The following is a 20718-nucleotide window of genomic DNA, read 5'->3' as shown; positions in this document are numbered from 1 at the left end:
CCGCTTAAGTGCACCTTTGCCCATGCGTTTAAGCGGCAGAAAAATCAGCTAAAAAACCAAAAAGAACGGTATTTTCTTTGCCAATGGGGTTATGCTAGTGAACAAATCCGATATCAACCCCAGTACCGCCAACACCGGATCTTATCCTTTGAAACTGCTACATAAATTTTCACTCGCCTTTTTAGTCAGCAATTTTATTGCCGTGTTGCTATTGCTGGGCCTGGTGATCTGGAGTTTAACCTCAGGTTTTAACGAGTTTGTCGATAGCAGCGACCAGCAATATTTTACCCGGGTGAAGCAGTCACTGACCCAAGTTTATCAGCAACACCAAAGCTGGCAGCCCCTGACGGAAAACCGGGAGTTATGGCGTGATGTTTTTAAACCCGACGCCGACAACACTGAGGCCAGTGAAGCTCCCCGCGCCTCTCCCCATGCTGAAAACCGATCCAGCCCCAGACCACCACCAAGAGAAGGGCGCGATGACTGGAACAACAGACCCCCGCCAAGAGAAAGGCGCGGAGACTGGAATAACAGGCCACCGCCAAGAGAAGAGCGCGGTGACAGGAATAACAGGCCACCGCCGAGAGAAGAGCGCGGAGACAAGAATAACAGGCCACCGCCAAGAGACGATCGCAGAGACGGGCATAACAGACCGCCAAAAAACCAACCAGCTAAAAACAGCAGCGACGACTTTATGAAAACCGAGCGCCGCATCAGTTTTTATGACGCCAACAAAGTACCTTTTGTCGGCCGGCAAGATATTGATGAAAATGAGTGGATCGAGGCCATCACCTTTAACGGCGATACCGTAGGCTACCTGGCGCTGGTGCCGGCCCATGCCCAGGAAAACAGCCCCGCCAGCATTTTCCTGAAACAGCAATACCAAATGTTTGCCCTGATCGCCCTGGCGGTAATTTTTCTCGCCGTGGTTATGGCACTGGGTTTATCCCGCCATCTGGTGGCGCCGATAAAAAGCCTGATAGCAGCCACCAACCGGTTGCGTAGCGGTGCCTACGACACCCGGGTGCCTTTGCTGACCCGGGATGAACTGGGGCTATTATCAGAAAACGTCAACGACCTCGCCCGGACCCTGGAGAAAAACCAGAGCAACCGCTACCAGTGGATGTCGGACACCTCCCATGAATTAAGAACCCCGCTCACAGTGATCAAGTCCCAGCTGATTGCCATACAGGACGGCATATTCCAGGCGGATGAAAAAAAAATCGCCCTGTTTATCGATGAAATCGAGAAATTAAACCGCCTGGTGGACGACCTCTACCAGCTTTCCAGCTCAGATATCGGCGGCCTGACCTATAAAAAAACCGAACAACAGCCTTTGGTGCTACTGTCGCAGGTAGTTGAGAACTACCGGGGGAAGTTTGAGCAGTGTAACCTCAGCGTCAGCCATAACCTGCATGCCGCCAACGCCGGAGCATTTAAAGCCGTTGTCGATAAGGACAGAATTCAGCAGCAGTTTTCCAATCTGCTGGAAAACTGCTGCCGCTATACCCACCCGGGGGGCAAGATTAACATCATCAGCTATAACACGGGACAAACGCTGGAAATTCAAATTCAGGACTCAGCCCCCGGCGTTGCCGCAGACAAGCAGCCCAAGCTGTTCGAGCACTTTTACCGGGTAGAAGCTTCACGCAGCCGAAAATATGGCGGCTCAGGCTTAGGGCTGGCACTGTGTAAACAGATTATCGAAGCGCACCAGGGCACCATCACCGCCATGTCTTCCCCGCTGGGGGGATTATGCATTAAACTGACCCTGCCCCTGTCAAAGTACTGATCATTTAAGGTGAATAACAAGATGCGCAAACAGCAAATCCTGATTGTTGAAGATGAAATGAATATCGCCGAAGTGCAAATCGCCTATTGTAAAAATGCCGGCTTTGCCGTGACCCACATGGACAGCGGTAAAGACGTGGTCAGTCATGTGAAAAACAATCAGGTAGACTTGATCTTGCTGGATTTAATGCTGCCGGACAGCGACGGTATTACCTTATGCAAAGAAATCAGAATGTTTTCCCAGGTGGCCATTATTATGGTGACCGCCAAAAATGAAGAGATAGATCGCTTGCTGGGACTGGAGCTGGGGGCGGATGATTATATCTGCAAACCGTTCAGCCCGAGGGAGATGATTGCCCGGGTCAAAGGGGTATTAAGGCGGGTGGGTGTTTCAGCGGAAAACCTGATCAAGCAATCGGGTTTTGCCCTTGAACCGGACAAATACCAGGTCAGTTTATTTGACCAGGCGCTGGAGTTGACCCCAATAGAATTCCGACTGCTGGAAAAACTGCTCACCAACAGTCACAGGGTCTACAGCCGCCAGGCACTGATCGACAGTGTTTATACTGCATCGGAAGAGGTCAGCGACCGCAATATCGATACCCATATCAAAAACATCCGCCGCAAAATCAGCAATATTAAAAGCGACTATAATCCTATTGTTTCGGTATACGGCGTCGGTTACCGCTTTGACGACGGCTAGCTTGCCTTAGCCTTATCACCGGTAACGGTTTTAACCTTGGTATTTTGATCATGGATCAGAAACCAGCTGTCACCCTGCTTTTTAAACACCAGATATAAATAGTGCTCCAGGTCATAAGGTTTACCGTTACGGTCATCTTCATGGTAAAGCACCTTCAACAATACTGTGCCCATTTCACTGGTTTCCTCCACCTGAAGCACCTCGGGGGTAAAGCTCCAGCCCCCTTCGGCGAACCAGCCCTTGAGTAACTTGCGGTAGCTGGCGCTGTCCTCAAAAAAGGTACCGTCGGGTAAGATAAAGGTGAGTTTGTCTCCGGGAGTAATGGTAGATTCGAACGAGGCTAGGTCTTTTTTCTCAATCGCGCTGATATGTTTTTTATAGGTGCATCTGAAATCACAGGCCGTTACCGAAGTGACATTAAGGCCGGCAATAACCAGCAAAAACATTATTAATTTAACAGGCATTTTATTTCCCTTTCGTGTCGCTTTCTGAATAAAAAAGTCTGAATTAAAAAAGCCCGGACAAAAGTCCAGGCTTTATTTAATAGCGAAAAACGCTCTTGAGTCAATGATTAACTTTTAACCAAAAAAAAAGTTACAACATCTTATTTTTAATGGTCAAACAGCGCTGATCTTCCTGATGGGCTTCCAATAACCGCCGCTGGGTACCGGCAGATAAAGCCGCTGAATTTTCAATGGCAGCATCAAGGCGCTTAACACTGGCTTCACTGCAGGTCGCCGGAATCAAGCGTCTGGCATAACTGCGCATAAACACAGGATTATTGTCTTTATCCATCTGCGCCAAAGTCGCCAGCCTTTGCTGCGCCGTCTGCTCTGCCAGGCGGTTCTGCTCCGCCGGATACAGGGCATTCATCGCCGTGCGTACTTTCGAAAACGGCAAGTCGCTGTTGCCGGATTGAATTGTTTCCAGCCAGGAGGCTTTGACCTTGGCATCCGGCACGATTACCCGGGCATAAAGCGCCGACTTCTGCCCGCTATCCGAATTATCCCGGGCCAGTTCCTGTTCGATCAACTCACCCGCTTGCGGATGTTGGAAGCGGCTTAACTGGCCGATGATCTGCCAGCGCTTATCCTGATCTATTTCCAGGTTGTCTACGGCGGTTTTCCCCTGCAACAGCTGTAACAGCTTATCCAGCGCCTGAGGCGAACTGGCAAAGGTGCGGTAATAGCTAAACCAGCGTCTGAGTTTATTGCGGTCTGCTTTATTGGCTAAAGTCGCACGCCAGCTCAGCTGTTCCAGTTGCTCACTGACGGCTTGCACCCGGCTGTGCTCAGGGCCGTAAATACGGTTGAGATAATTTTTCCCCTGGCTGATTTGCGACAATACCTGGCCTAAAATGGTGTAATCCTGCTCCTGCTCGATATTTAACAGGGCAATTTCCAGGTATTCGTTTAACGCTAACTGACCGTCACGCACGCTGTCCCACAGGCTTTGCCACAACATCGAGCGCAGCAGGGGATCGGCTACCCGGCTTAGCTGCTGTTTGGCGGTATTAAAAGATCGCTGATCCAGGTTCACCTTTACAAAACCCCAGTCCTGATAGTTCGGATATACCAACTCAGGGCACTGGCGGCCAATCAGTTCATCAACCTGGGTGACTGCTCCTTTATAGGTCACCGCCAGCTTGCCGGTAAGTTTTAACTGTTTGTTGTCGCTGTTAAACAAGCCCAACTGTACTTTTTGCTCTCTCAGGGTCGGTATACCTTCCTGGGTCGATTGCTTTAAGGCAAAGCGGCTGATTTTTCCCTGCTGACACTGATAATCGGCACGTATGGTATTGACCCCGGCATGATAGAGCCAGTCCTGCTTCCACTGATCAAGGTTCCTGTCCGCCGCCTTGGCTAAAGCATTGATAAAATCATCCAGTTCGGCATTTTGATAGGCATTTTTCGATAAATAGTTATGAATGCCGCGTCTGAAGGTTTCTTCGCCGAGCAAATGCCCCAGTTGCTTTAACGCTGAGGCCCCTTTCGAATAGGTAATGGCATCGATATTGTCAAAAGCGTTGTGACTGGTGGCTATCGGTACTTCTATCGGGTGTGTGGTTACCCTTTGGTCCTGGCGGTAGGCCGCCTGCTTGCCCCTGGCATAAAAGGTACGCCAGACATCGGTAAATTCTGTCGCTTCCGCCGTGGCCAGCGTGGCCATAAAGGCGGCAAAACTTTCATTTAACCACAGGCCGTTCCACCACTTCATGGTTACCAAGTTGCCAAACCACTGGTGCGCCATTTCATGCATGATTACCCGGGCCAGGTTTTCCCGCTGGCTGTGGCTCATCTCGCCATTGGTTAAAAAGCTGCCTTCGGAAAAGGTAATGGCGGCGGCATTTTCCATGGCGCCATAAAGGAAGTCAGGTACTAATACCTGATCATATTTGCGAAACGGATAATCGATACCGTAATAGTCTTCGAAGAAACCAATCCCCTGGTGGGTAAAAGTAAACCAGTCACTGGGGTTTACCTGCTTGGCCACCGACTGGCGGGCAAACAATCTGAGCGGATATTTGCCGCTGTTGTCCTGCCACTCCCGGTAAGGTCCGGCATGCAGGGAAAAGTTATACGGACTCAGGCGCAGGGAAGAGTCGAAATACCAGCGCTTTTTATCACCGACTTGCTCAATACGGCTTTCTCTCATGGCGGTGAAAACGTGCCAGTCGTTGGGTGCCAGCACCCGCATTTCAAAATTGGCTTTTAGGTCCGGCTGGTCAAACAGGGCAAACATTTGGTGGGCCGCCGCCGGTTCAAAATGGGAATAAAGATAGACCTTGCCGTCCACCGGGTCTTTAAACCTGTGCAGCCCTTCGCCATTGGTGCTGTGCTTGCGCTCGAAGCTGACACTCACGCTATTGCGGCCGAGCTTAAGGTTTTGCTCGCTCAAGGTGATAAACCACTGGTTATAATCGACACTGACTGCTTCGCCATTAACCACCACTTTCGTGACTTTGGCCTGATCCAAATCCAGGGTTAGCGGCGATGACACATCGCTTAAATCAAAGTCAACCCGGGAAATTGCAGAGAAGGTTTCCTCAGTGCCCAGGGTAAAGTCCAGCACATAATCAACATTCGAGACCCGCTCGGATCTCAACATTGCCTGCTGCTGCGTTAAATAACTTGCTTGCTCCCTTGGGGTGTAGGACAAATTTTTCCCGGCTGCATCATCCTTTGATGCACACGCCGTTAAGCCCAGGCTTAATGCTAATAATGTGGAAATGCCAAGTTTCAAAATATTTTCCTTATCTGACAGGTATTAACGACCTTAAAGTCGTACTCTCGGGCGAAATTATAAAGGCATATGACTTTTTGATATAGAGTAAGCCCCGGCTAAATCCCCCTTGGCGGCGAATTAATGGCATTACCCGAGTAAACTTTCTTTAACAAAACAACAGGCGCCAGCCCGGACCTTGCCCGGTGTTATCAGCTGGCGCCTTGTGGCCGTATCATTGGCACTTTATACTGTTTGCTAACTATCTCAAAGACATAGGCCTTTATGTTGACAAAAAAATCACTGAAAAAAATACTGATGTTACTGCTGCCGGCAATACTTTTAACCGGCACATTCAAGGCTTTTGCCCTGGGAAAAATGGGCCATCAACTGGTGTGCCAGCTCAGTTACGATCACCTTACCCCGGCCAGCCGCCAGAAAATAACCAAGTTATTAGCCGAGCTACCCAAGGAGCACAGGAAAAAAATCGCCGCTTATGCCGGAGGCACAGCAGGCAGTGACAATATCAGCTTCGCCGATAGCTGTTTATGGGCAGATGCCATTAAAAAAGATGAAGCTTTTGATGCCTTTAAACCCTGGCATTATCTGAATATCGAGCGGGATATTGAAGTGATCACCCCGGATACCTGCCAGGAGAATTGTGTAACCCGGGGGATCTTGTTCCACCAGCAGCAATTAGCCAGCGCAAATGATAACTGGCAAAAGCTGCAGGCACTGATGTTTTTGGGGCACTGGCTCGGCGACATCCACCAGCCGCTGCATATCAGCTATGCCAGCGATCTCGGTGGTAACCGCAGTGAAATAAAATCAAGCCTTGGAAAATGCAGCAGCATGCACTGGTTGTGGGATGACTGTTTACTCACTTATCCGGCAGAAAGCAAGGAGGCACTGGCGGCGCATCAACAAGCCTTGTTGGCGCAATTAAGCTCCCAATGGCAAAGCGCCCCGGTCGGCAACTGGCAAAAAACCGATGTCTGGCAATGGGCCACCGAGTCCCTGCAGATAACACGGCAGGAGGATGTTGGTTATTGCCGTTTAACCGAAGATAAGGAATGCAAAGCTTATGGCAGCTGCAAAGTCACTATCGGACAAGATTATCAAATGAAATTCGCCCCTGTGCTGCAACAACGTATATTGCAGGCTGCAGTGCGCCTGAACGCTTTGCTGGAGCAGGCTTTATAAGCCTGCCCGCTTAATCCTGCTCCTTTTCTTGTGAAAGGCCTTGTGAAGGAGTGAGTGACTGCTGTTGCTGCTCCTGCAAGTGCGCCAGCTTATTCTTCGATTCAATCCACTGGGACATGTATTGGGTGCTTCTGTGATGATGGAAATTAAGCATGGCGCCGATAAAGTTTTGCTGGCGGTGAGCAGCTAAATCCTCGGCCACTTGCGCTAACTTATCTGCCAGCGCACTAAAGTGCTGCTGTTGATGAAATAACTGCCGGGCATTTTCCTGGCCCCTGATACTGCTTTGCTGCCACAAGGCTTGTTGCTGGTATAACTCCACCGCAGCTTCGGCTATCGCCTCGGCGTCATTGGCAATGGCCCCGCCCCACGCCTGATCGGTTTGCATGCCTTCGGCGCCGATATCTGTAGTCACCGACGGGGTATTGCAAATCATGGCTTCCGCCAGCTTGCCTTTAAGGCCTGCGCCGAATCTCAGCGGCGCCAGACAAACCCTGGCGGACTGCATCGCCTCTATGGCATCGTCGACCCAACCTTTAACCAGGAAACCCGATTTCGTATCGTGCAATGCCGTCGCTTTCGGCGGCGGGTAAGCGCCATAAATATACAATTGCGCACCCGGCAAGGCTTTACGAATTAACGGCCATACCTGCTGCTTTAACCATAATACCGCATCCCAGTTGGGGGCATGGCGAAAATTACCGATAGAAATAAAACCCTGGCGCTGTTCATAATCCGGATTCTCCTGCGATAAGACTTGCTCTTCCAACATAAAAGGAGAGTAATGCAATAACTGTCGGTCTACCTTATGTAACCGGGTCAATAAGTTTATTTCTTCCTGGGAAATTATCAGGCTGAGATCACAGCGAAAAATTGCCGCCACTTCCCGTTTCGCAAGATCCGAGTGGTAATCTTGCGGCAAAACTTCACGCTGCCCCTTATGGGCCTGATGCCGGGCATGACGTAAAAATTGCAGATCTTCGGTATCAAGTATTGTCATCGCCTGCGGGCATTGCTGACGCACCCGCCAGCCAAACTGCTCTTCCATCATAAAGCGATCAAAAACCACCATATCCGGCTGTAGCTGTTCAATATAAGCATCAAAACTCTGACAATTTAAACTGATATCCTGGCTGTCGACACCAAAGGCGGCCAGATCCACCATGTGCTCGGTACGCTGCGCCGGGCTGGTAAAGGTCACCGACCAGGACTGAGCCTTGAAAAACTCGATTAATTGCATCATACGGCTGCCGGCGGCGGAAGAATTTGGCTCGGGCCAGACATAACCTATGATCAAAACATGCTTCATGAAAACTAACTTTATAACAGAAGGAAAAACAGGGAGGATTATACGGAAATAAGGCGCGGGGCACGAGATGTAATAACGCGGTTAAGTGAAATATTGCCGGATGCCACTCCTTCATGTCCCTATGATCGTGCCATTGCCTGCATGGATGCAGGTACTTAGTTTATGTCGGGAACAAATAAACTGACCATACATCCTGTATATAGCCACTCCTTCATGCCCCTATGATCGTGTCATACATCCTGTATATAAAAAAAGCCAAAGCGGATCGTCACCCGCTTTGGCTCTCATATTCTTCGCTTTATCAGCAAATAAACGGCCCGGTAATTATTCCGGTCCGTTATTCATCAGGCATTACTCTGATTTATCGCCAACTTCAGCCGGTTGCTCAGGCTTTTGAATTTTCAATAATTCAATTTCAAATTCCAATACCGAGTTGCCCGGGATGCGCGGCGGATTACCGACAGGACCATAGGCTAAATCAGATGGGATAGTGAATTTATATTTAGAACCGACAGACATCAGCTGAACACCTTCGGTCCAACCGCGGATCACGCGGTTTAACGGGAATACAGCCGGTTGACCACGGTCATAAGAGCTGTCGAAAGTCTCGCCGTTTAAGAAAGTACCTTTATAGTGAACTTCTACGGTATCGGTAGCACTTGGCTTCTCGCCGCTACCTTCGGTGATCACTGAATACTGGATACCAGATTCTGTGGTAGTAACACCTTCTTTCTTACCATTCTCTTCCAGGAATTTCTGCCCTTCGGCTAAACTGGCTTCGGCTTCTTGCTTGGCCATTTCCTGCTGTTTGGTTTTCATGGTTTGCTCAAGATTAGTTAGCAACGCCTGGATCTCTTCTTTTTCGATCTGGGACTTACCTTCAAGGCTGTCGACAAAACCTTTAACAATTAGCTCTTTATCAAGCGAAAGACCCATTTTGGTGTGCTCTTCCAGGTTACGCTCCATATACATACCGATAGACGCACCCAGGCCGTAAGCCTGCTTTTGAATTTCAGTGTCTAATACCGCGGCTTTTTCTTCTTGTTTTGCTTCCTGACATCCAAGTACAGAAACAAGTGCTATAGCCACCATAGTGGGTTTGAACAATTTCATTTATTTCTCCATTTTTTTCACAGTTGGAGAATCGCCCCCAAGCCGCAGTTGAAATATTGTAAACAATACGATAAAAACGCTTTATACTAACGAGAAATGCCGAGAGAAAAAAGTATTAATATCTTGTACAAATGTAATAAGACTTTAAAAGCAACGATTTTCTTAATTTTTTCGCTGTTACTCACTGCCTGCCAGCCTTCCGGCAGCCCCCCCAGCGAGCGCTGGCAACATGCGGTAGAAGGCGCCTATGCCGCCGATATTTCCAATGACGCCAGCTTAAGCGTGGTCTCTTCCATTCACCACGGCATCAGCTTATGGGACCTGGAAAAAAACGCCCTGAAATATACCTGGTTCCAGCAGCAGGACAGCGCAGACAACCTGGTGCTGGCAGCGGATATCAGTGATAACAACAGCCATGTGCTCACCGCCAGCAGCAGCAATTTTGCCTTATGGAACATTACTACCGGCGAGGCGCAGGGTTACTGGCAAGTCAGGGAATCCCGCATCCGAGATATCGCCCTGTCCAACAACGCCGGCCATATCCTGCTGGGTAAAGGTAATGGTACTGTGGTGCATGTCAGCTTAGCTTCCGGGCGAAGGCTGGAATTTCTCGGCCACCAGGAAAGGATCAACTCGGTGGATATGCTGCCCAACGGCCGCGTCGCCATTTCCGGCTCCAATGACTTTGTCGCCTATGTCTGGGATACCCGCTCGGGCCAGGTGATCTACCGCTTTAACCACCCCAGCCGGGTCACTAAGGTGGCGCTGGACCCCAAAGGGCGTTACGCCTTTAGCGCCGACAGCAAAAAAGCCGCCTATATCTGGGATTTAAAAACCGGCGAACGTATCGGCAATTTAAAATATACCAACCGCCAGGAAGTATTCAGCTCGGTACAGTTTTCCGAAGACGGCAAGCATTTGCTCACCGGCGCGCCGTCGAGAAAGGTCAGTTTGTGGGATATCAGCACGGGCAAACGCCTGAAAAGCTGGCGGGTCAGCCCCAGGGAAGATATCCGGCCGGCGGGTGCGGTTGTGTATAGCGTGGCTTTTCGCGATAATAACCACATATTAACCGAAAGCTCTTCCGGATATGCCGAATTATGGCCGATAACAAACTAGAAAATCCCCTGACCGCCCTGATAGAACGTATTGATGCCCTCGAAGCCCGCAATGTTTTTCAGGACGACGTCATCGAACAGCTCAGCCAGGAGCTGGCAGTACACCAGGCACAAATTGCCGATCTGAAATACCAGCTACAAGTCCTTGCCAGCCGCATCAAAGACAGTACTGCCGCACAGGGCATGAAAAATGAAGTCGAACCGCCCCCGCCCCATTACTAACAATAAAGGTGAAAGGGTAAAAACTGATCTGATAAGATAAAACCGGGCACTTTTATTCCGGCTTAAAAACCCCTATCACTTGCTCATTGGAGCGTACTTGTGTGGTCACATGCTCCTCGGGCTGGCTCATCTGTTCACCGCAACTGACACAGGTAACGGTTTCTACGCCCTGCTCTTTGGTCAGGGCCATGGTATCCATGGCCTTGCATTTAGGGCATATCGCCCCGGCAATAAATCGTTTTTTCACGTTTTAATTCACACTTCTGCTCGCCCCTATCTACTTTAAAAGCGCTTTATAGCGTTAAAGCAGCAAGGCTGATCACAACTAAAGTGTATATTTTACCTTGAATAAGCCCCTCAGGAAAAGCGACAATAGCCGCTGATAATATCCGCGACGTAAAAAGAGGAACAAAGATTGATCGTAGCCAACGAATTAAGCTTAGACAGGGGGGTTAAAAACCTGATTAAATCGTCTAGCTTCACCATACACCCCAATCATAAGGTCGGCCTGGTCGGTGCAAATGGCTGTGGTAAATCCTCTTTATTCGCCGCGCTGTTAGGACAACTACAGCCAGACAGCGGCAGCATCAGTATGCCCGGCAGCTGGAAAATTGCCACGGTAAAACAGGAGACCCCGGCGCTGGAAATGTCGGCATTGGATTATGTCATGGACGGCGATAAAGAATTTCGCCAGCTGGAACAGCACCTGGAAAAGGCCAGGGCCAACAACGACGGCAATGAAGAAGCGATATTAATCAATAAAATCGATGCGGTTAATGGTTACAGCCTGCCCGCCCGGGCCGGGGAATTGCTGCACGGCCTTGGATTTTTGCAACACGAGCTCAGTGCCCCGGTAAAAGATTTCTCCGGTGGCTGGCGCATGCGCCTAAACCTGGCCCAGGCGCTGATCAGCCGCGCCGACCTGCTGCTGCTGGATGAACCCACCAACCACCTGGATTTAGATGCGGTGATCTGGCTGCAACGCTGGCTGAAACGTTTTACCGGCACCCTGGTACTGATTTCCCATGACAGAGATTTTCTCGATGATGTTATCGGGCAAATTTTACATATCGAACAACAGCGGGCCAAATTATACTCGGGCAACTACACCGCCTTTGAACGCCAGCGCGCCGAACACCTGGCCCAGCAAGATGCGCAATATCAAAAACAACAGAAAGAAGTCGCCCACCTGACCTCTTTTGTTGACCGTTTCCGCGCCAAAGCCAGCAAGGCGAAACAGGCACAAAGCCGGTTAAAGCGCCTGCAAAAGCTGCCGGATTTAGCCCCCGCCCATGTCGATACCCAGTTTACCTTTACTTTCGAACAACCGGACAGTTTGCCTTATCCGCTGCTGTCATTAACCGACAGCCAGTGCGGTTACCATGAGAATGCCATTATTTTAAACCAGGTCAACCTCACCCTGGTGCCCGGCAGCCGTATCGGTTTACTGGGACGCAACGGCGCCGGTAAGTCCACCTTGATCAAATCCCTGGCGGGAGAGCTGGCACTGCAGGGCGGTGAACGCTATTGTGCCCAGGAATTAAAAATCGGTTATTTTTCCCAGCACCAGCTGGAGCAGTTACATGCCGATGCCAGCCCCATCAACCATATTTTAAAAGCCAAACCGGCCTTAACCGAGTTGCAGGCCCGCTCCTTTTTAGGCCGTTTCGGCTTTAGCGGCGATCAGGCCCTGGGCCAGGTCGGCACTATGTCCGGTGGCGAAAAAGCCCGCCTGGTACTGGCGCTGATCGTGCTTGAAAAACCCCAGCTGCTGCTGCTTGATGAACCCACCAACCACCTGGATCTGGAAATGCGTCAGGCACTGGTACTGGCACTGCAGGAATTTGCCGGGGCCATTATCCTGATCGCCCATGACAGGTTCTTACTGGAATCCTGTGTTGATGAGTTTTACCTGGTGGCCAACAACCAGGTCAGCGACTTCAGCGGTGATATTGATGACTACCAGCAATGGCTCAACGACGACAAAAAGCTCACCGGTCAGGGCAATAAAGTCACTAAAGAAAATGTTGTCGATAAAAAACAACAACGTAAAGAACAGGCAGAGTTACGCAAAAAAGCCGCGCCTTTGAAAAAACAGGCGGATAAATTCGAGAAAAATATTCACCAGTGGCAGCAAAGCCTGCAAGAAGTTGAAGCCGAACTTGCCGACAGTGAAATTTATCAAAGCGAACATAAAAAACGCCTGACGGAATTATTAAAGCAACAAGCCAGCCTGGTACAGGATATCGAAGCGGCAGAGATGGAGTGGATGGAGGTTGAAGAGCAGATAGAAGAGATCATGTCACAGGCTTCAGAATAACTGCGTATTGTTTTAACTCTATTTTTACGATAACTTGCTACAATAAAGGGTAGCAATTTCACCGGATTGACAGCAGAGAGTTCTTATGAAAAAAAGCGTATTAGCGTTACTGTTACTTTCACTGGGCACAGCCAGTTCGGCTTATGCCAATGATCTCGAACTAGGTATCTATCAGCTTAACCGGGGGGAATTTAAAGCGGCTATTCAGGAGTTCAAACCGTTAGTGGTTGAAGGTTATGCTCCGGCGCAATACCAGATGGGGCTGATTTACCTTAACGGCAACGGCGTCAGAAAAGATCCCGGCCAGGCCTTTGAGTTATTTTCCCTGGCGGCGGATCAAAACTACCCGGATGCCCAGTTTCAGCTGGCGGTAATGTACAGTGACGGCATAGGCGTCAAGAAAAATGCCAAAATGGCGTTTGAGCTTACGGAAAAAGCCGCGAAAAAAGGCCTGCCCAGCGCCCAGTTCAATTTAGGGGTGATGTTTTATAACGGCGAAGGAACTGTGAAGAATTATTTAACCGCTTCCCGCTGGTACGAAAAAGCCGCCAACCAAAACTATGCCCTGGCGCAGTTTAACCTCGCCTTGATGTACTACGAAGGAAAAGGGGTAGAGAAAGATATTGAAAAGTCTTATATCTGGAACATCATTTCCGCGAAAAACGGTTATGTCCAGGCACAAAAAAGCCGGGATATGGATGAACGGGATTTAAGCGTCGAGCAGATCGAAGAATCCCGCGCCAAAGCCGAAGACATGTACCGCAAAATCATGATGCAAGTCGACCTGAAAACCAAAGAAGCCTATAAGGGCTTGATCTGATCCCTTGAAACAGATCATTCGTTGATCTAAATCATAAGCCCATACCGGCTCTTTAATTACACTAAAACAGTAGATTAATTAAGGAGCCTGTAATGGATATTTTCGCAACATTATTAAAAGACCCGGTAATTTGGTTCTCATTTGGCGGACTGGCTATCGTACTTGGCATTTGTGCCTTTTATGTCTATTTCTTTATGAAAAACATCAAAGAAAATAACTAACAGCCAGGGAAAACCAGCACCTGTTATACTGCGGATTATCTTGCTTTGCTGTCTGCTGTGCTTTTCGCTATTTAACATCTGACATTTTTCCCATTGAACCTGAGTTAACCCTGTTCAAAAAACAAGCAGACTCTGGCTTGCCTGTGGTATAATTTCCAATAAGGACTCCCGCATATAGTCAATAGAGGGCCTTATTATGGATTTTTCCATCAAGCAAAGCTCAGCCAACCTCAGCTTTATTGAACGTATCAATAAAGAGCGTGAACAGGCTCAGGAACAACTCGCTTCCGGCAAACGTATCAACAGCGCCGCCGACGACGCCGCAGGCCTGCAGATCAGCAACCGTCTTACTTCCGGCATAAATGCCTTTGAACAGCTGGCAACCAATGCCAGGGATCAGGTCAATATCAACCAGGTACAGGATTCGCAACTCAGCGCCATTAATGACGGCCTGCAACGGGCCAATGTGCTGGCAATTCAATCCGGAAACCCCCTCTATCAGGGAGATGCCATTCAGGGTGAGTTAGATCAGATCACGCAAGAAATTAATGTCATAGCCGGAGAAGCCCTGGGGGAAGATGATTTTATCCAGCGCCTCGACGCCAGCGATCCCGCCACCACCCAGGCGGCATTAGAAACGGCCCGGGCCGATATCAACGACAGGGCATCGAGCCTGGGAGCTGAAAGTAATGCGTTAGCGAGCCAGGTGGCCACGTATGAGATTAGCAGGGTCAGCCTGAGTGACAGCCGCTCGCGAATAGAAGACACCGACTTTGCCCGGGTGACGGGAGAGAGAGACCAGGCGGAGACCCGCTTTCAAATCGCATTATTAAATAAACGCGACGAGGAAAGCCGTAAGGGGCTGCTGATTGACCAGCTGCTATAAAGCTTTTCTGGCATTAATTTAGGCTTTTTACCGTCTTTGCCTTACAATATCAGTCCAGTAAACAATTACAGGCCGTACCCGGTTTTATGTTTTATCAAAGTCAGTTTAAAGCCGCCTGGTGGTTAGCAAACCCTCACTTACAAACCATAGTCGCCAAGTATTTACGCCGAAAAGAAACGCTGGCGACGATCACGGAAACACTGGAACTGCCTGACGGCGACTTCATCGATCTTGCCTGGACCGAAATTCCACCGCCGGATAATACCCGGCCCTTGGTGGTGTTGCTGCACGGTTTGGAGGGTTCGGTCGAGAGCCATTATGCCCAAGGCATGCTCAAAGCCGTCAAACAAAGGGGCTGGATTGGAGTGTTAATGCATTTTCGCGGCTGTAGCGGTAAACCCAACCGCCAGGCCCGCTCTTATCATTCCGGCGATACCCGGGATATCAGCTATTTATCCGATTTACTCAGGCAACGCTATCCCGATTGTCCGCTTTCGGCGATAGGTTTTTCACTGGGGGGCAATGTCTTAGCCCGCTATCTGGCCCTGACCCCGGACAATCCGTATCAGGCGGCGGTGATCATCTGCGCCCCGCTGCACCTCTCCAGTTGCAGCGACCGTATCAACAGGGGCTTTTCTAAAATTTACCAGCAATATCTGGTGAAAATGCTCAAAGCCAGCACCCGTGAAAAAATCACCCGGCGGCAACTCACCCGGTTAGATACCAAAAGCCTGACCGACATTGCCACCATACGTGACTTTGACAACCAGGTAACTGCCCCCATCAATGGCTTTGCTGATGCCGAAGACTATTATCAGCAAATGAGCAGCCGGGACCTGTTGGCAGATATTCGCCAGCCCTGTTTAGTGATCCATGCCATGGACGATCCCTTTCTAAGCCACCGGCATATCACCTCCCAACTCAAGCTGTCGGCAAGCACAGTTTTTGAACTTTGCCGCCGCGGCGGCCATGTCGGCTTTATTGCCGGCAATAACCCGTTTAAACCGAAATTTTGGCTAGAGCACAGAGTGCCTGCCTACCTTAAGGAGCAGTTAAAAACATGATCATTCCGCCAGATAAACTTTCCCCCGAGGTACTTGCCGCGGTAATCGAAGAATTTGTATTAAGGGAAGGCACAGAATACGGCGCCGCCGATATCGATTTATCGACTAAAATAGCACAAGTTAAACGGCAGCTTGCCGACGGCAGCGCGTTACTGGTTTATTCTGAACTCTATGAAAGCGTCAACATCATGCCCGCAGATCAATTTAATGCCGACACGCACGAGTAACTGAAACGGAATTGAAACAAGAAAGACAGGGAGCAGATAAACTGCTCCCTGGTTTTTTCCTAACGGAAAAACTAACCGGTATGGGCCTGGTTAAAAGATAAAACAAAACTTACCGGCACGGCATTACTGATACTGGGCAAACCCGCCAGCTCACGTAACTTGGCAACACCGGCAACCAGATCATAATTTTTGGCATTGATCAGTACCGGCTGCATACTGGAGACAACAAACTTATCCTTAGTGAGTTTGGCCACCAATACCTGGGTGCTGACTTCCTGCTTTTGCCCGTGCAAACTGATGCTGCCAGTTAGCGGCATCAGCAGGGTTTTGCCGCTGGCAAGCTTGTCGATTTTCTGCATATCCAATTTGGCTTTAAAATTGGCTTTAGGGAATTTATCGGTATTAAACAAAAACTGTTTCATGCGGTCATCACGAATGGCAATCTTAGTATCGACACTGGTCAGATCTACGGTAAAGTCCACCTTACCTTCTTTATTGACTTTCCCCGCCAGACGGGCGAAATGATGATTTTCGGCAATATCGCCTTTTTTTATGGTCACAAAACTCAGTTTTGAAAACTGGTTATCCAGTAACCAGGCGCTAAATGCCGGGAAGGTCGTTAAACTCACCAATAATGATAATAATAATATACGCACGTATTTCTCCTTTTAAACCCGTCACCGTTTGTACGCCGCCGGTTCGGGTCAATTTATTTTTCTTTGGACACAAAAAGTTATCATAACAATTATAACCAAGCGCAAAAGATTAACTAGCGAAAACTCATCGCTAAATCACCAGATTGCAAGAAATAATCTTTATCTATAATAGCGTTAGCCAGTGATCGGCGAGAAACAGTACCCGGGCACCAGGCCCGGGATAGGGCGGAATAAGCTTTAACGTGCAGTTTTATGGGGATGTATGATTTGTTTCCAGGGAAAGTCACCGTTACCCATACTGATAAAGTCCGGGTTAATGAGCGTGTCCCTACGGTTATAGCTGAGGGGGTTAAACTCGCTGTCTAAAATGGCCCCCCCCGCCTGCTCTAAAATACACTGACTGGCGCCGGTATCCCACTCGCCGGTAGGGCCAATACGCAAATAACAATCGGCGCCGCCTTCGGCAATCAGGCAATTTTTTAACGAACAGCTGCCCAAGGCAACATACTCAAAGTCATAATCCTTGTTAAGGTATTGCGCCATCAAAGAGAGCTCTTGCCGGCGGCTGATGGCCACCTTGACTGCTTGCCCGGGTTTATAGGCTGCAACCCGGATCTGGTGGCTACCCTGGTCATTATCTTTAAAGGCACCGAGGTTCTTTTGTCCGTAATAGGTCAGGCAATGATCCGGTGCATGGATCACCCCGATACTGGGCCAACCGTCTTCAATTAAGGCAATGTTCACGGCAAAATCACCACTGCCGATAATAAATTCACCGGTGCCGTCTATCGGGTCGAGTAACCAGTATTTCGACCAGTGCTTACGCTGTTCAAGCCCCTCGATATCAAGTTCTTCCGAGATAACGGGAATATCCGGAGTCAGGGTTTTTAACCTGTCCATCAACACCCGGTTAGCGGCGAGATCGGCACTGGTTACCGGGCTTTCATCGCCTTTTATTTCGGTATCGAAATTACCCTGGCGATAATAACTCATCACCTCATCACCGGCTAACCTGGCGCTTTGCAGCGCGATATCCAACAGTCGGTCTTCGCCCATATCTAGCCTCTCAAGTGATTTACCACCAACAACAATGCAGCTATGCTGCGCGCTTCCGTAAAATTTGGATCCGTCAATAGTGCCTGAAAATCATCCAGCTGCCAGCTGACAACTTCTAACGGTTCAGGTTCATCCCCTTCAAGTGACTGGGGGTACAAGCCCCGGGCAAGAAAAATATCCATCCGGGCGTTAAAAAACGCCGGCGCCATGGCTACCTGATGGATAGGCTGTAAAATCTCGGCGCCAAAGCCGATTTCTTCCTGCAGTTCCCGGTTGGCCGCCACTTGTGCCGTTTCCCCGGGATCAATCAAGCCTTTAGGAAAGCCCAGCTCATAACTATGGGTGCCGGCGCAATATTCCCTGACCAGCAAAATAGAGCCGTCCTCTTGCAGCGGCACTATCATGACCGCTCCACGGCCCGAGCCCTGCATGCGTTCATATTCCCGTTGCACCCCGTTGCTAAAGGTCAGGTCGATTTGTTCAATGGCAAAAAATCGACTTTTGGCGACTTGCTTCCTTCGGGTGATTTTAGGTAACTGGGTCTTAGCTGTCATGTTTATCGGCGGCCTGATCTCTTGTTATAAATAGCGGCTAACGGGACGATAAACTTAAATAGATACCCGCGCTTTGATTACACAAGGCAGGCATTAGTCAGTGATTTATCGCTTTAATATAATTAAACACATTCATAAGCCAGGATGCAACCTACCAGGCCGGGATAATTACGCCCCTCAAGCAAAAGCGATAATATTTTCACGACCCCTTATCCGGCAAGCAAGCTGCACATCTCTTACCAGGCAGGTAATCTACTTAACTAAAAGCCGCGAATTGGCTATCATGACTCCACATCTAAGAGAAACAAAAAGCGATACCTTATGCTCAACTGGTCTGAAATCTCCACCGTTTTACTCGATATGGACGGCACTATCCTGGACTTACATTTTGATAATCAGTTCTGGCTGGTACATCTGCCCAAGCGTTACAGCGAATATGCCAACATCAGTTTCGAGCAGGCACAGGAAAAACTGCATAGCCATTATGAGCGGGTTGCCGGTACCATCGCCTGGTACTGCCTGGATTACTGGCAGGAACAAACCCAGTTGCCGATCACCACATTGAAACGGGAAATACAGCACTTAATTCGCCTGAGGGAAGATGCTGTAGACTTTCTTAACGCCTTACGTGAAACTGGCCGTGAAGTGGTGCTGGTGACCAATGCCCACCCGGACAGTTTGTCACTGAAAGTCGAGCGTACCCAGTTGGATCAATACTTTGACAGCCTATATTCCACCCATGAATTCGGCGCCACCAAAGAATCGCAGCTGTTATGGCAAAGGCTGCAACAAAAACACCCGTTTACACTGGAAAATACCCTGTTTGTTGATGACAGCCTGCCGGTGCTCAACTCGGCAAAAAAATACGGTATCAAACATCTGCTGGCCATTGCCAATCCGGACAGCCAGCAGGCAGAGCGTAACATCACGGAATATCAGTCAATTACCGACTACAGGGTATTATTGGAGGAGATCAGAAACACCCCGGTCAGCAAATAAACCGGCCGGGATGAAAAGAGGGATCAGAAACCCAGGCGGTATCGCCCCTGGGCGTCCTTTTTTCCTAAGAAAGGTAATGCCCCTTTAAGGGATTCGGGAAACTTGTCGCCGGGTTGCAAATAGCCCTGCCCGGAGAACTTGCCTCCCTGGCGCAAATAAGCGGAAAAGGTCAGCCCTAAATCATTTTTCGGCTGGATATTAAAAGCCAGTGCCCCTTGTTCACAACTGATATCGGCACTGAGCGGCCCCAAGGTCACACTTTGCTCCAATGCCGTCACTTTCGCCTTTTGCCAGGAAACCAGTCCCGCCGCCTGTGCGCAAAACGGCTTATCGAACACTAAAGTATCCAGTTTCACCGAGACATCGCCGGAAGCATTGACAGGTACAGGTAAATCCAGCTGCCGGGAAATGTCGTTGGCCGACAACAGGATATCGGCATCCGACAGGGTCAGATTGCCCAGTAAACCACTCACTTGAACTTCCCCCTGGGGGCCGGGCAATAAGTCATCGCCAAAGCTTAAGCTGACGGCAGGATCGAATACCAGCAAGGACCAGGGACTCAAACTGGCCGTGACCCGGTTGAGCTCAACATCTTGTGTCGCCAGGCGCTTTATTTCCGCCTGCCATACTGTACCAGAGAGGTTTTCAACAACAACCCCCTTAGGCAAAGAAACAAAGTTAAAAATTAATTTGGCCGGTATGGTGGCAATAACGAAAATCAAATAAACGCCAACAAATACGCCAGCGTAAACAGTACCCTGCTTCATTAACCTCTTCCTAACTGCAAGCGTCTCACACCGACAACCCCGGGTTGCTTGGCATTATTGAGATCTATGGATTTGACATTTAAACCTTCGTTATTGGACAGTTGCTCCAACCACTGCAGCAGCTGGCTGAAAGAAACTTCATCGATCCATATCTGAATATCATTGCCCTGGGGTTGCATCCGGGTAATGCCGATACCGTTACGTTTGGCGGTACGGTTAACTATGCTGGATAAGCTGCCGCCCCTGGATGATTGCTTGTTTTTACTGGCCTGCTGATAGCGGGCGGTATTATCGCTGACCCAGGCCAGCAGCTCTTGCTGACGTTTGAGCTTGGACTGGGTTTTCGCCAGGTTTTCATTAAGCGGCTGCCACACCAGGCTATATAAAAGAAACACCAGTACCACAGCGCTTAACGCCATAATCGACTTTTGCTCGCGAGCATTGAGTTGTTGCCATTTAGCCTTCAT

The 20718-nt window shown here is 49.4% G+C and carries 22 protein-coding genes; 12 read left to right on the top strand and 10 right to left on the bottom strand.

What is annotated here, in order from left to right:
• Window positions 1-97: 97 nt before the first annotated feature.
• Both QL234_RS18655 and QL234_RS18650 read left to right on the top strand, forming a co-directional pair.
• Entirely contained in the window at window positions 98-1792 is a 1695-nt protein-coding gene (locus QL234_RS18655; RefSeq protein WP_281559302.1) for an ATP-binding protein, read from the top strand.
• A 21-nt stretch (window positions 1793-1813) separates the two neighbouring features.
• Window positions 1814-2494 (top strand): response regulator, encoded by a 681-nt coding sequence (locus QL234_RS18650; protein ID WP_281559301.1) that lies wholly within the window; start codon window positions 1814-1816, stop codon window positions 2492-2494.
• On the opposite strand, the gene QL234_RS18645 is transcribed toward QL234_RS18650, so the two are convergent.
• Together QL234_RS18645 and pepN are read right to left on the bottom strand one after the other, a co-directional pair.
• Window positions 2491-2958, bottom strand: coding sequence for a nuclear transport factor 2 family protein (locus tag QL234_RS18645; protein WP_281559300.1), 468 nt, complete (start codon window positions 2956-2958; stop codon window positions 2491-2493). The genes QL234_RS18650 and QL234_RS18645 overlap by 4 nt on opposite strands.
• 130 nt (window positions 2959-3088) lie before the next feature.
• Complete coding sequence (pepN, locus tag QL234_RS18640; protein ID WP_281559299.1) at window positions 3089-5737, bottom strand: aminopeptidase N; 2649 nt, start codon at window positions 5735-5737, stop codon at window positions 3089-3091.
• Between the two features lie 264 nt (window positions 5738-6001).
• On the opposite strand from pepN, the gene QL234_RS18635 reads away from it, so the two are divergent.
• The gene (locus tag QL234_RS18635; RefSeq protein WP_281559298.1) at window positions 6002-6919 is read left to right on the top strand and encodes a S1/P1 nuclease; all 918 of its coding nucleotides are present in this window, start codon (window positions 6002-6004) and stop codon (window positions 6917-6919) included.
• A gap of 10 nt (window positions 6920-6929) precedes the next feature.
• Here QL234_RS18635 and QL234_RS18630 read toward each other — a convergent pair whose 3' ends face one another.
• Together QL234_RS18630 and fkpA are read right to left on the bottom strand one after the other, a co-directional pair.
• A complete protein-coding gene (locus tag QL234_RS18630; protein ID WP_281559297.1) occupies window positions 6930-8228 on the bottom strand; it encodes a glycosyltransferase in 1299 nt (432 codons plus the stop codon).
• Between the two features lie 351 nt (window positions 8229-8579).
• Window positions 8580-9341: an FKBP-type peptidyl-prolyl cis-trans isomerase gene (fkpA, locus tag QL234_RS18625; RefSeq protein WP_281559296.1), complete on the bottom strand. Its 762-nt coding sequence runs from the start codon at window positions 9339-9341 to the stop codon at window positions 8580-8582.
• Between the two features lie 123 nt (window positions 9342-9464).
• On the opposite strand from fkpA, the gene QL234_RS18620 reads away from it, so the two are divergent.
• Entirely contained in the window at window positions 9465-10460 is a 996-nt protein-coding gene (locus QL234_RS18620) for a hypothetical protein (protein WP_281559295.1), read from the top strand.
• Window positions 10442-10681: a SlyX family protein gene (locus tag QL234_RS18615; protein ID WP_044834256.1), complete on the top strand. Its 240-nt coding sequence runs from the start codon at window positions 10442-10444 to the stop codon at window positions 10679-10681. The genes QL234_RS18620 and QL234_RS18615 overlap by 19 nt, the downstream gene beginning before the upstream one ends.
• Before the next feature lie 52 nt (window positions 10682-10733).
• On the opposite strand, the gene QL234_RS18610 is transcribed toward QL234_RS18615, so the two are convergent.
• Window positions 10734-10928 carry a YheV family putative zinc ribbon protein gene (locus QL234_RS18610; RefSeq protein ID WP_281559294.1) on the bottom strand — a complete coding sequence of 65 codons (195 nt, stop codon included), beginning with the start codon at window positions 10926-10928 and terminating at the stop codon, window positions 10734-10736.
• A gap of 168 nt (window positions 10929-11096) precedes the next feature.
• Between QL234_RS18610 and QL234_RS18605 the strand changes: the two genes are divergently transcribed.
• The 6 genes from QL234_RS18605 to QL234_RS18580 all read left to right on the top strand — a co-directional run bounded on the left by QL234_RS18605 (window position 11097) and on the right by QL234_RS18580 (window position 16219).
• Entirely contained in the window at window positions 11097-13001 is a 1905-nt protein-coding gene (locus QL234_RS18605) for an ATP-binding cassette domain-containing protein (protein ID WP_281559293.1), read from the top strand.
• Between the two features lie 85 nt (window positions 13002-13086).
• Window positions 13087-13821 carry a tetratricopeptide repeat protein gene (locus tag QL234_RS18600; protein WP_281559292.1) on the top strand — a complete coding sequence of 245 codons (735 nt, stop codon included), beginning with the start codon at window positions 13087-13089 and terminating at the stop codon, window positions 13819-13821.
• A gap of 92 nt (window positions 13822-13913) precedes the next feature.
• Window positions 13914-14042, top strand: a complete 129-nt coding sequence (locus QL234_RS18595; protein ID WP_084692860.1) for a DUF3149 domain-containing protein — start codon at window positions 13914-13916, stop codon at window positions 14040-14042.
• 196 nt (window positions 14043-14238) lie between these two features.
• Entirely contained in the window at window positions 14239-14928 is a 690-nt protein-coding gene (locus QL234_RS18590) for a flagellin (RefSeq protein ID WP_281559291.1), read from the top strand.
• An 86-nt stretch (window positions 14929-15014) separates the two neighbouring features.
• On the top strand, window positions 15015-15992 hold the full coding sequence (locus QL234_RS18585; protein ID WP_281559290.1) for a hydrolase: 978 nt from the start codon (window positions 15015-15017) through the stop codon (window positions 15990-15992).
• The gene (locus tag QL234_RS18580) at window positions 15989-16219 is read left to right on the top strand and encodes a YheU family protein (protein WP_281559289.1); all 231 of its coding nucleotides are present in this window, start codon (window positions 15989-15991) and stop codon (window positions 16217-16219) included. Before QL234_RS18585 ends, QL234_RS18580 begins: the two co-directional genes overlap by 4 nt.
• A gap of 71 nt (window positions 16220-16290) precedes the next feature.
• Here the strand turns inward: QL234_RS18580 and QL234_RS18575 are convergent, their stop codons facing one another.
• The 3 genes from QL234_RS18575 to nudE all read right to left on the bottom strand — a co-directional run bounded on the left by QL234_RS18575 (window position 16291) and on the right by nudE (window position 18485).
• On the bottom strand, window positions 16291-16875 hold the full coding sequence (locus QL234_RS18575; RefSeq protein ID WP_281559288.1) for a YceI family protein: 585 nt from the start codon (window positions 16873-16875) through the stop codon (window positions 16291-16293).
• A gap of 237 nt (window positions 16876-17112) precedes the next feature.
• Window positions 17113-17931 carry a 3'(2'),5'-bisphosphate nucleotidase CysQ gene (cysQ, locus tag QL234_RS18570; protein WP_281559287.1) on the bottom strand — a complete coding sequence of 273 codons (819 nt, stop codon included), beginning with the start codon at window positions 17929-17931 and terminating at the stop codon, window positions 17113-17115.
• A 2-nt stretch (window positions 17932-17933) separates the two neighbouring features.
• Window positions 17934-18485, bottom strand: coding sequence for an ADP compounds hydrolase NudE (gene nudE, locus QL234_RS18565; protein ID WP_281559286.1), 552 nt, complete (start codon window positions 18483-18485; stop codon window positions 17934-17936).
• A gap of 321 nt (window positions 18486-18806) precedes the next feature.
• On the opposite strand from nudE, the gene yrfG reads away from it, so the two are divergent.
• Entirely contained in the window at window positions 18807-19484 is a 678-nt protein-coding gene (gene yrfG, locus QL234_RS18560; protein ID WP_281559285.1) for a GMP/IMP nucleotidase, read from the top strand.
• A 23-nt stretch (window positions 19485-19507) separates the two neighbouring features.
• Here the strand turns inward: yrfG and QL234_RS18555 are convergent, their stop codons facing one another.
• Window positions 19508-20251, bottom strand: coding sequence for a type II secretion system protein N (locus QL234_RS18555; protein WP_281559284.1), 744 nt, complete (start codon window positions 20249-20251; stop codon window positions 19508-19510).
• Entirely contained in the window at window positions 20251-20718 is a 468-nt protein-coding gene (locus QL234_RS18550) for a type II secretion system protein M (RefSeq protein WP_281559283.1), read from the bottom strand. Before QL234_RS18550 ends, QL234_RS18555 begins: the two co-directional genes overlap by 1 nt.

It is taken from the genome of Thalassomonas sp. RHCl1, assembly GCF_947387555.1.
Classification (GTDB): Bacteria; Pseudomonadota; Gammaproteobacteria; order Enterobacterales; family Alteromonadaceae; genus Thalassomonas.
This window is presented reverse-complemented; position numbering and strand designations above follow the sequence as displayed.

Coding starts and splice junctions, on each gene's coding strand:
- QL234_RS18650 (WP_281559301.1), top strand. CDS start 1,814: ATGCGCAAACAGCAAATCCTGATTGTTGAAGATGAAATGAATATCGCC.
- QL234_RS18645 (WP_281559300.1), bottom strand. CDS start 2,958: ATGCCTGTTAAATTAATAATGTTTTTGCTGGTTATTGCCGGCCTTAAT.
- QL234_RS18635 (WP_281559298.1), top strand. CDS start 6,002: ATGTTGACAAAAAAATCACTGAAAAAAATACTGATGTTACTGCTGCCG.
- QL234_RS18630 (WP_281559297.1), bottom strand. CDS start 8,228: ATGAAGCATGTTTTGATCATAGGTTATGTCTGGCCCGAGCCAAATTCT.
- fkpA (WP_281559296.1), bottom strand. CDS start 9,341: ATGAAATTGTTCAAACCCACTATGGTGGCTATAGCACTTGTTTCTGTA.
- QL234_RS18615 (WP_044834256.1), top strand. CDS start 10,442: ATGGCCGATAACAAACTAGAAAATCCCCTGACCGCCCTGATAGAACGT.
- QL234_RS18600 (WP_281559292.1), top strand. CDS start 13,087: ATGAAAAAAAGCGTATTAGCGTTACTGTTACTTTCACTGGGCACAGCC.
- QL234_RS18595 (WP_084692860.1), top strand. CDS start 13,914: ATGGATATTTTCGCAACATTATTAAAAGACCCGGTAATTTGGTTCTCA.
- QL234_RS18590 (WP_281559291.1), top strand. CDS start 14,239: ATGGATTTTTCCATCAAGCAAAGCTCAGCCAACCTCAGCTTTATTGAA.
- QL234_RS18585 (WP_281559290.1), top strand. CDS start 15,015: ATGTTTTATCAAAGTCAGTTTAAAGCCGCCTGGTGGTTAGCAAACCCT.
- QL234_RS18580 (WP_281559289.1), top strand. CDS start 15,989: ATGATCATTCCGCCAGATAAACTTTCCCCCGAGGTACTTGCCGCGGTA.
- cysQ (WP_281559287.1), bottom strand. CDS start 17,931: ATGGGCGAAGACCGACTGTTGGATATCGCGCTGCAAAGCGCCAGGTTA.
- nudE (WP_281559286.1), bottom strand. CDS start 18,485: ATGACAGCTAAGACCCAGTTACCTAAAATCACCCGAAGGAAGCAAGTC.
- yrfG (WP_281559285.1), top strand. CDS start 18,807: ATGCTCAACTGGTCTGAAATCTCCACCGTTTTACTCGATATGGACGGC.
- QL234_RS18555 (WP_281559284.1), bottom strand. CDS start 20,251: ATGAAGCAGGGTACTGTTTACGCTGGCGTATTTGTTGGCGTTTATTTG.
- QL234_RS18550 (WP_281559283.1), bottom strand. CDS start 20,718: ATGAAGGCTAAATGGCAACAACTCAATGCTCGCGAGCAAAAGTCGATT.